Consider the following 10,244-nt stretch of genomic DNA (forward strand, 5'->3'; position numbering starts at 1 on the left):
GAGATATTTTTAAGCGAAAATTATAAGATTTTTGAAGGAATAGTTTTAATCCTATTTCAAAAAAATCTTATAATTTTCGCTTAAAAATATCTCAAAATAACAAATCAATTAGAAATCTTCACAGAACCTAAAATAACATGAATTAACTATATGTGTTTATTTTGTCACAAAACTTAATAAAAGCTTTATTATATGAATCTAATTGCCGATTAAATATAGAACTAAAAAATATAATATGTTATATATGCCATTAAGATAATGTTTAATTATTTTTGAGGTGCTAATCATGAAAAAGTTACTTTTAATAGCTGCTACAAGTGCAACAATTTTGTCTTCTAGCGTATCATTTGCTGAGGGCATGGATCATGAGTGGTATTTAAGAATAGATACCGGTGCAGCAATGTTTAATGAAGAAAAAGATAAGGCAACCGGTGTTAAATTAAAATCTAATACAACTGTTCCAGTTGCTTTAGGTATCGGTTATTATATTTCCGAAAACTTTAGAGCCGATTTAACTTTAGGTACTATAATCGGTGGTAAGTTAAAGAAATCCGGAGCTGCGACTAATGCACCTTTTACTCGTACTAATGTTTCAGCAAACCATAAACCTACTATTACACGTTTACTTATTAACGGTTATGTAGATTTAACTAATTTTGATATGTTCGATGTTTTTGCTGGTGCCGGTGTTGGTCCTGCATTAGTTAAAGAAAAAATTACATATAATGGGATAACCGGTCTTTCATCTAACACTAAAAACAGAACTAATATTTCTTACAAGCTAACTTTAGGTACTTCTGCACAAATTGCCGACGGTGTTAAAGTAGAACTAGCTTATAGCTGGATAGATGATGGTAGAACAAAAAGTAAGAATGTAATTTACCAAGGAACAAGTGTACCAAACGGTGGTATGCATTATCAAAGCCATAACTTAACAGCCGGTATAAGATTTGATATATAATTAACAAGAATATATTAATAGTTTTAGGTAATAACCTAATATCATACCGTGGCTTAACCACGGTATCTAGAAATACAAAAAAAGACTGGATTCCGGTGGTTAAGCCACGGAGTGATATTAGATGACAACTCAGAAATGTCACTTAAAGCTATTTTTTATCGAATTTAGGTAAAAATTGTAAAATTATTATCTAATATCGTTTTTACTAACAACTAATAAAATTTAAAGGAAAAATTTAACAATATGAAAAAATTACTTTTAATAGCAGCTGCAAGCACAGCACTTTTAACTTCTGGTCTTTCATTTGCTGATTGTGATATGAATTCTTCTGTAGATTCATCTACTAATTCATCGATATCATCATCTGTGGAAAATCAATGGTATTTAAAACTTAATGCCGGCGGTGTGATTTTTAACAAAACAAAACCTAAAGGAGCAGATTTTAAGTTAAATAATATAAAGTCTAATACAGGATTTACAGGTGAGATCGGTGCGGGTTACTATATCATGGATAATCTAAGAACCGATTTAACAATTGGAACGGTAGCAAGTAGTCATTTAAAGAAATCAAAAACTTATCCAGAAGGTAATTCTTTCTCAGTAAAAAATAAACCTACTATTGTAAGTGTATTACTTAACGGTTATGTTGATTTCGTCGATTTAAGCATGTTTAAAGTATTTGCAGGTGCAGGTGTTGGTGCTGCTTTTGTAAAGGAAAAAATTAACTCTAAAGATATTAAAGGTCGTGTAACTGACACTTTCAACGGTACTACTAAAAACAAAACTAACTTTGCTTATCAATTATCTTTAGGAACTTCATTTGAAGTTGCACAAGGTGTAAAAGCTGAACTAGTTTATAGCTGGAGAGATTACGGTAAAACAAAAAATACCACCAAAACTATTGACGGGGATAAAGTTAAATTTGGTGGAACCCGTTATAAAGGTCATAACTTAATGGCAGGATTAAGATTTGATATGTAATTAGTCTTAAAAGCTATTAACACGAAAAAGGAGTCTTTAATAAAGACTCCTTTTTTTGTTTGTATGTCTTGGTATTGCCTACGTGGATACTGAGACGTCATGAGCTAAGCGACTGCACGGTATTATCGCATGATTCAGCTTTTTTGTCATTGCGAGGAAAATTACGAAGTAATTGACGAAGCAATCCAGTAAAAAATTCTGATTTACAGCATTTTTATTATTTTTCCTAGATTCTACGGCTGCAGAGTTTGTTGTATGGTTAGCCCGTACGATGTCATTCCCGCGGAAGCGGGAATCCAGAAAAATAGCTTCAATATTGATATAGAAGTTACATATTTGGTAAACTAAACATATAAAAAACTTGTTTTTTGATGTTTTACTAGATTCCCGCTTCCGCGGGAATGACATAAACTGAGCCAGGCAACAACACCTACAAGCTTGCGGAGTTATATAGTAGAGATGGAATTGATATTCATGCCAACAAACTCTTAATCTAAAGACTCTTTTTGCCTTTATAAAACGTTACGTTCATTTGATGTATTGCTGCAAAGCCTAAATAAATTTTAATACGTTCTAGAATAATATCTTGATAATAAGGTAATTCTGCTGCAGTAGCATTATCTTCAGCTTGTATAAACAGCGTATTAATCTTTTGTTTTTTATAAGTATAGGTGGTGATTTTTAAAGGTAATGCTTTAGTACTGAAGTTAAACCCGACTATTTTATTCCAGTTAATCATGATTTCAGGCAGCAATGGATGTTGTTTAGCAAATATACGTCTAACTATTTTATCGATATCCTCTTTAATTAGCTTCATTTTAATAAACTCTGCACTGTTAAAGTTATGACGGCTAAAGCAAGCATTATAGATATTACGGGAAAATGTAAAGATGTAACCGATATGATCATTAAAAATATATTACAAACTGCTATAATCGATACTACTTGTTTATGAGATTTACCTTTTTGTACTGCTTTTTGAAAAAAATGTTTTAAATGAGGCTGCCAAATTTTTTCTTTATTGAGTAGCCGAATTAATATGGTTAGCACTGCATCAGTGATGTAATATAAGCTAGCAATAGCACAAGCTATAAATAAATTAGTGCTTGTAAGAGCCAGCAGGAGCAAACAAAGACCCGTTAAGAATCCAAGACTAATACTTCCCACGTCTCCTAAAAATATTTTTGCCGGATGCCAATTAAATATTAAAAAACCACAAGAACAACCAAGAATAATAACATTTACACTAGCTATAAAATATGGATTATTAATAGTCGGAAATTGTAAAAAACATAATATAAGCATAGTGCTAGATAGATGGATAGATTCCACACAACTCATACCGTCTATACCGTCCATAAAATTATATATATTAATAAAACCGCTTAAAGCTATAACTACAATAGAATATATTAGTATATGTACAGAGTTTAGCTGCGAAAAAAGAAAAATAGCAAAAGCTGCACAAATTAAGTGGACTATTAAACGAATTAGAATAGGTACGGCTTTTAAGTCATCTAAAAAGGAAATCGAAGCAATTGCCAATAATAACGGTAATATTTTTATTGAATTAACAAAGTAATTACTCGTTATATATTCAAACCCGCTCAAAGCAATCATTACAACAACTACAATAGCAAGACCGCCGCCGCGCGGTGTTATCTTATCATGAGAACGACGGTTGCTTGGTATATCAACTAAACCGATAGTAGGAAGATATTTAGTTAATATATATGTTAATATAGCGGTGGATATAAAAGAAAAAATAAATAATGTGCTGTAGCTATTTATATTCATAGGAACATATTAGATTTAAAACTATAATATTTACGGTTTGGCATGTCTCTACTATCTTAATTTGTCATATGAATGTTGGCTTTTGAAGGTTCAGGGCTACCGCTTGGATGATAATGCACAAGTATAAGGCTGCTTGCTTCGTTAAATAAAGCTCGTTTAATTATCTCACGTGGATATACCGCAGCTTGGTCTATAGTTCCTTGACTTAAAACCTCATCAGCAATTAAAATATTTTTCTTATTCAAAAATAATATACGAAATTGCTCGAGTCGCATATTGCCCATATTAACTTTTAAATAATCAATCCAAGAACTCCAAGAAGCACTAATGTTTTTATTTATTATTTTTTGTTTCAATACTCTAATTTATCAGCTCACGTAGAGCAAAATTGATATATAAATTTTCATTGGTGCCTTTAATACTAAGTAGCCTTTCCTTATCAAGGTTAATTAAATCCGTAATATCAAAATGATCAAGTAATTTTTTAGCAAGAGGTTTTATGTCTTTACGAGGGATAGCCGAAAATAACATTACTTCAAGTAATTCGTAATCAGAAAAATGTTCTGCTCCCGCGGCAACGAAGCGTTCTTTTACTCTTTTACGGTGACCTATATAATGAGGCGTATCTATTATTTCATCATTACTAAATTCTAACAAATTATTTTCTAACATTCTTTATGTTTATTCAAATTATAAATTGTTGCTGATGTCATTCCTAGCTAAAAGCGGGAATCCAGTAATCTTTAATGTCATCCTAGCTAACTTGATCGCGGGATCTAGTCTTTTTAAATGCTTTTTGGATCCCGTGGTCAAGCCACGGGATGACACTGAGTGCGTTTTTTGATCCACGCAACAATGTCCCGCGGGAATGACATAGGTAGCCATACAACAAAATCAATTTTTATCCTACAGTTTAGTATGGAGGATAATCAAGTTTTTTAGGTGATAACGTAAATATTTCAAAACCGTCTTTAGTCACGCCTATAGTATGCTCAAATTGAGCCGATAATGATTTATCACGTGTAGTAACTGTCCATCCATCTAGTTTACTTAATATAGTGTCATAATTACCGGCATTTATCATAGGTTCAACGGTGAAAAACATCCCTTCTTCTAACGTTAGACCCGTGCCGCTGCGACCGTAATTTAATATTGACGGTTCGTCATGAAAAACTCTTCCGATACCGTGACCCGTATAATCTCTAACCACAGAATAATTATGTTTCTCGGCATAGCTTTGAATAGCATGTCCGATATCACCGAGTTTAGCACCGGGTCTAACTACTTCAATCCCTTTCATCATTGCATCATAAGTTACTTGAATAAGACGCTTTGGCTTAATTGCTACGTCACCGACATAATACATACGGCTAGTATCACCGTACCAACCGTCTAAAATTACCGTAACATCAATATTTACTATATCACCATTTTTTAACGGTTTATCGTTTGGAATGCCGTGACAAACCACATGATTTATAGAAGTACAAATCGATTTCGGAAAGCCTTTGTAATTTAACGGTGCAGGAACGGCATTATGAGAAGTAATAAAATTATGACACAGGCCATTTAAACTATTAGTAGTGACATTCGGTTTTACGTGATCAGTAATAAAATCGAGCGTCTCTGCAGCTAATTTTCCTGCTGCCCGCATCTTTATGAAATCTTTTCCCGTGTGGATTTTTATGGTCATGAATTTTGGTTACCTTTCCCTCAAAAAAATATATTTTTCATAATACAAAATGGCTCTTTTAATGTAAATAACTTATCCTATTCTTGTGAGAAGTGCTGCTATGTTACTTGATGTAGGTTTTGGATATTATATAATTGCTAATATAATTATTATTTAACATAATGGGTGTAGTGAGGTTATTATTTGCTCTTTCTGTTGTGGCTGCACATTCAACTTCTCATCCATTGCTTAAACTTATATCTTTTGTATTTTAGTTACTTTCTTCTTGCAGCAAAAATTTTCTTTTTTAAGCAATTGTGTAATCTTCCATTTCCGGCTGGTTTTTTTAATTTTTGCAAACCTAACAATGTTGTTGCAAGATGTAACAATGTTTATTGGAATTAATAATAATACAGTACATTTTACAAAATACTTTATTGACTCCACGCCTCCTCTTTATCAATTTTTGTTGATACCTCCTGGTTGGTCAATTGGGCTAGAAATTTCTTTTTATTTAATGGTACCTTGGATTCTAAAAAAGAAAAATATCTATATTTTATCCATAATAGTTGTATATCTTTAATTACTAGAATTATTCTTCAGTTTAATGGATTTATAGGAGATTCTTGGTCTTATAGATTCTTTCCTTCTGAACTTGCAGTTTTCTTAATTGGTAGTCAAACATTTTATATTTATACTAATCAAGAAATAAACGAAAAAAAGTCTTGGCTTAGTCAATTACTCTATATTATATATTATATTAATAATTATTACTTTGCCGTTTATCCCAATAGAGCCTCAACTAAAAAAATTACTTTTTTATTGTTTATTTGCTCTATCTTTAGGAAAAATATTTGACTTAACCAAAGATAATAAGTTAGACAAATTAATTGCTTTACTCTCTACCCAATATATTGTTGTAATTGTCTTGTATAATATATTACCTGCTATTTCATATTGGGTTGATAATGGGACATTTCTTAATACGTTGGTTACTTTTATAACAGTAATAATTATTTCTTTATTGAAAAGCCTATAGAGTATTATAGAAAAAGATATAAAACTCATAATTTAGCTTAATATTTAAAACTATGCTATATTACATAAATAAAATTCTTTCAAACAATAAGGTACAAGCAGTTATCTTAGGGATAATCGGGCTTGGGATTGTTACTGTTCTCACGTCATATAATATAGACGATCCGTCGTTTAACTCGGTCACAACAGAGTACCATAGTAATTTAGTCGGAATTTTTGGCTCTTATTTATCGGATTGTTTATATCAATTTTTTGGGTTGGCTGCTTTTATCATACCGCTTGCTTGCTTTGTTTGGGGGAGAAATTGTTGGTATGGAAGATATCGCGGCTCATTTATCCGTATGTTTGTAATGTTGCTTGCTCTCGTTAGCAGTAGCACATTATTATCTAAGATTAAGCTAGAATTCATACCGGCAAATGCAGGTGGAGCTATCGGAATAATAGCTTCTAATTTTTTTGAGCGATTTACAAATCAACTATACTTATTATTAATATTTTTTACCTTTATTATATTAGTTGTTTTATTTGAAATTAAATTTACTTCTTTAAGTAATTTTATTATTAAGCTAGGGAAATTTTTAATCTATCGGATACAGTCTTTTTTACATAATGTATTTTCACGATTGTCGTCGATAAGATTATTTCCTACTAAAAACAATGATAAGATAAATATAACTTCTTCTTACCAAAAGCCTGTAAGTGAAAAAGTAAAATTTCCTGAAGAAGCGAGATCCGTACCTGCAAATCCTATAAAATTCTTTAGCAAACCTGTTAGCCCTAAAATATCTCAAAGCGAAATAGCAGAATTGCCGCCTATTTCGTTATTACGTGATCCTGAAAAACATCATGTAAAAGGAGCTTCTTCCTCAGAGCTTAAACAAAAGGCTGAAGAGTTATTAACCGTGCTGAATGATTTTGGAGTTAAAGGGCAGATAATTAATATCAATCAAGGACCGGTGGTAACTCAATATGAATTTGAGCCGGCAGCAGGTACGAAAACATCAAGGGTAGTAGGATTATCTGACGATATAGCACGCTCACTATCTGCTTTATCAACAAGGATAGCAGTCATACCCGGCAAAAATGTACTTGGTATTGAGCTTCCTAATAAGCAGCGTGAATTCTTTTGCTTAAAAGAACTTATAGAGACCCCAGAATACCAAGACAAATCAACTTTATTGCCGTTAGTCTTGGGTAAAGATTTAGCAGGTAAGCCGCTGATTGCCGATCTTGCTAAAATGCCTCATTTATTAGTAGCAGGAACCACCGGCTCAGGTAAATCCGTCGGTATTAATGTGATGATTGTGTCGCTCTTATACCGCTATACTCCTGAAGAATGTCGCTTTATCATGATTGATCCGAAAATGCTTGAATTATCGGCTTATGATGGAATACCGCATTTGCTAACTCCTGTGGTAACCGAGCCTTCTAAAGCGGTAGTTGCTCTTAAATGGGCAGTTAAGGAAATGGAGAACCGTTATAGAATGATGAGTAATATAGGTGTTAAGAATATCGCAGGTTATAATGCAAAAATCTTAGAAGCGGTTAAAGAGAATAGGGTAATTGAGCGTTCGATTCAAACTGGTTTTGACCCTGAAACAGGTAAGCCTATTTACGAAACCGTTACAATGAACATGGAAAAACTGCCTTACATAGTGGTTATTGTTGATGAGATGGCTGATTTAATGCTAGTTGCCGGTAAGGATATTGAAATGCTGATTCAAAGGCTTGCTCAGATGGCAAGAGCGGCAGGCATCCATATTATTATGGCAACGCAAAGACCTTCTGTAGACGTTATTACTGGTGTCATTAAAGCCAATTTTCCAAGTCGTATTAGTTTTAAAGTTACCTCTAAAATCGATAGCCGAACGATTTTAGGAGAGCAAGGTTCCGAGCAGTTACTCGGTATGGGTGATATGTTATTTATGGGGAGTACTTCGAAGATAAGTAGGGTACACGGACCGTTTGTTAATGAAGCCGAAATTGAGCAAATTACGGAATATTTGAAAGAGAGCGGTACGCCTGAATATATCTCTGCCGTTACCGAGCAACCTGAAGAAGACGATAGTAGCATTGATATCGGTGATGGCACCTCTAGTGAAGTGCTTTATAAAAAAGCTGTGCAGATAGTGCGTGACGAACGCAAATCTTCCATTAGCTATATCCAAAGGTCGCTTAGAATTGGCTATAACAAAGCTGCCAACTTAATTGAGAAGATGGAGAAAGAGGGAATAGTCTCACCACCGAATCATACAGGTAAAAGAGAGATATTATTGCCTGAGAGGTAGGGTATTTTTTCGTCATGCGCTACGCAGCCGTAGGCGTTGTTGCATGGCTCTTATGTCATTCCTGCGAAAGCAGGAATGACATAAATATTTATCATTGACATTCGAATTTGATAAAGCTTTAGGACAAAAGCTTTTACAAAAAAAGCAATATATGCCGGTGATTTAGAGTTAGTAGAAACTTGATTTATATAGTAAAGAAAGGTGTTGACGCCCAGTACAAAGACCAATTAGGACGTATAGCTCTGCATCATGCTATAAAAGCTAATTGCGGTGAAGAATTAATACAGTTTTTAATTGAACACACTGCGTATATTAATTATCGTGATAAATCAGGTCTAACACCGCTGGCTATGGTGAAGAGTAATCATTGTGTCCCGGCTACAGAATTATTGCTCAAAGCTAATGCTTCTGAATATTATATGTATGATGATGTTATTAAGGTGTTAGGAGAATATGGATACTAAATAGTCATTGCGAGCGGGCATTGCCCGCGTGGAGCGATTCCCTCCCTGTCATCCCATGGTTTGTCCACCGGGATTACACCCAGCAGATTTCTCGAGCCATGCAACAAGGCCAACGCCGCTACGGTATAATCTATAAAAATATCATCTATGTTATTAATTAATAGACATACTAAAAAAGTTGCGTTATAACACTTTTTAAGTGATTTAATTTTTATTAAGGTTTACATATGGCGAATATTTCTCCAAAATTATTTCAAAAAGCAATACAACAAGGTCTTAAAGCCGCTTTATTCACCACCTCAACCGCAGCGATAATGCTGAGTAGTAGCGGGGCACTTGGTGTTGCTACAGGTGTTATTGCTACTAATAATAATGCAGCATTTAGTGATAATGTTGGCAATAATAATTGGAATGAGATAACGGCTGCAGGGGTAGCTAATGGTAATCCTGCTGGCAGTCCTCAAAACAATTGGGCATTTACTTACGGTGGTGATTATACTATCACTGCAGATGCAGCCGATCGTATTATTACGGCTATAAATGTTGCGGGTACTACTCCCGTAGGTCTAAATGTTGCTCAAAATACCGTCGTTGGTTCGATTATAACGAGAGGTAACTTGTTGCCTGTTACTATTACTGCCGGCAAAAGCTTAACTTTAAACGGTACTAATGCTGTTGCTGCAAATCATGGTTTTGATGCTCCTGCCAATAGTTATACAGGTTTAGGAAATATAGCTTTAGGGGGAGCGAATGCTGCACTAATTATAGAATCTGCAGCCCCGGCAAAGATAACACTTGCAGGAAATATAGATGGAGGAGGTATAATAACTGTCAATACAGATGCTGCCATTAACGGAACAATAGGTAATACAAATTCATTAGCCACGATAAGTGTAGGAGCAGGTACAGCCACGTTAGAGGGAGCGGTTATTAAAGCGACTACGACTAAGTTGACAGGTGCTGCGTCAGCAGTGATATTTACGAATCCTGTAGTGGTGACCGGAGCGATAGATAATACCGGTAATGCAAATAATGGTATAGCG

General features: G+C 34.0%; 9 protein-coding genes and 2 pseudogenes. 5 read left to right on the forward strand and 6 right to left on the reverse strand.

Features of this window, described 5'->3' with window-relative positions; all coding sequences use genetic code 11:
* Positions 1–286: 286 nt before the first annotated feature.
* Entirely contained in the window at positions 287–961 is a 675-nt protein-coding gene (locus WSW_RS0107600; protein ID WP_016917656.1) for an outer membrane beta-barrel protein, read from the forward strand.
* 243 nt (positions 962–1,204) lie between these two features.
* Complete coding sequence (locus WSW_RS0107605; protein WP_016917657.1) at positions 1,205–1,942, forward strand: outer membrane protein; 738 nt, start codon at positions 1,205–1,207, stop codon at positions 1,940–1,942.
* Between the two features lie 493 nt (positions 1,943–2,435).
* On the opposite strand, the gene WSW_RS0107610 is transcribed toward WSW_RS0107605, so the two are convergent.
* The 6 genes and pseudogenes from WSW_RS0107610 to WSW_RS1000000112210 form a co-directional block, all read right to left on the reverse strand.
* Positions 2,436–2,759: a DUF721 domain-containing protein gene (locus tag WSW_RS0107610; RefSeq protein ID WP_004997222.1), complete on the reverse strand. Its 324-nt coding sequence runs from the start codon at positions 2,757–2,759 to the stop codon at positions 2,436–2,438.
* Entirely contained in the window at positions 2,756–3,739 is a 984-nt protein-coding gene (locus WSW_RS0107615) for an MraY family glycosyltransferase (RefSeq protein WP_016917658.1), read from the reverse strand. Before WSW_RS0107615 ends, WSW_RS0107610 begins: the two co-directional genes overlap by 4 nt.
* A pseudogene (locus WSW_RS1000000109815) lies at positions 3,726–4,095 on the reverse strand (JAB domain-containing protein). The gene WSW_RS0107615 and the pseudogene WSW_RS1000000109815 overlap by 14 nt, the downstream one beginning before the upstream one ends.
* A 4-nt stretch (positions 4,096–4,099) precedes the next feature.
* Positions 4,100–4,411 carry a UPF0758 domain-containing protein gene (locus WSW_RS0107625; protein WP_014411118.1) on the reverse strand — a complete coding sequence of 104 codons (312 nt, stop codon included), beginning with the start codon at positions 4,409–4,411 and terminating at the stop codon, positions 4,100–4,102.
* A 241-nt stretch (positions 4,412–4,652) separates the two neighbouring features.
* Positions 4,653–5,432: a type I methionyl aminopeptidase gene (gene map, locus WSW_RS0107630; protein WP_010977838.1), complete on the reverse strand. Its 780-nt coding sequence runs from the start codon at positions 5,430–5,432 to the stop codon at positions 4,653–4,655.
* A 798-nt stretch (positions 5,433–6,230) separates the two neighbouring features.
* The gene (locus tag WSW_RS1000000112210; RefSeq protein ID WP_016917660.1) at positions 6,231–6,479 is read right to left on the reverse strand and encodes a hypothetical protein; all 249 of its coding nucleotides are present in this window, start codon (positions 6,477–6,479) and stop codon (positions 6,231–6,233) included.
* Between the two features lie 23 nt (positions 6,480–6,502).
* Between WSW_RS1000000112210 and WSW_RS0107645 the strand changes: the two genes are divergently transcribed.
* The 3 genes and pseudogenes from WSW_RS0107645 to WSW_RS01000000108905 form a co-directional block, all read left to right on the forward strand.
* Positions 6,503–8,737, forward strand: coding sequence for a DNA translocase FtsK (locus WSW_RS0107645; RefSeq protein ID WP_016917661.1), 2,235 nt, complete (start codon positions 6,503–6,505; stop codon positions 8,735–8,737).
* Between the two features lie 179 nt (positions 8,738–8,916).
* Complete coding sequence (locus WSW_RS1000000109825) at positions 8,917–9,201, forward strand: ankyrin repeat domain-containing protein (protein ID WP_016917662.1); 285 nt, start codon at positions 8,917–8,919, stop codon at positions 9,199–9,201.
* A gap of 227 nt (positions 9,202–9,428) precedes the next feature.
* A pseudogene (locus WSW_RS01000000108905) lies at positions 9,429–10,244 on the forward strand (autotransporter outer membrane beta-barrel domain-containing protein); the annotation flags it as partial.

It is taken from the genome of Rickettsia honei RB (assembly GCF_000263055.1).
Lineage (GTDB): Bacteria > Pseudomonadota > Alphaproteobacteria > Rickettsiales > Rickettsiaceae > Rickettsia > Rickettsia rickettsii.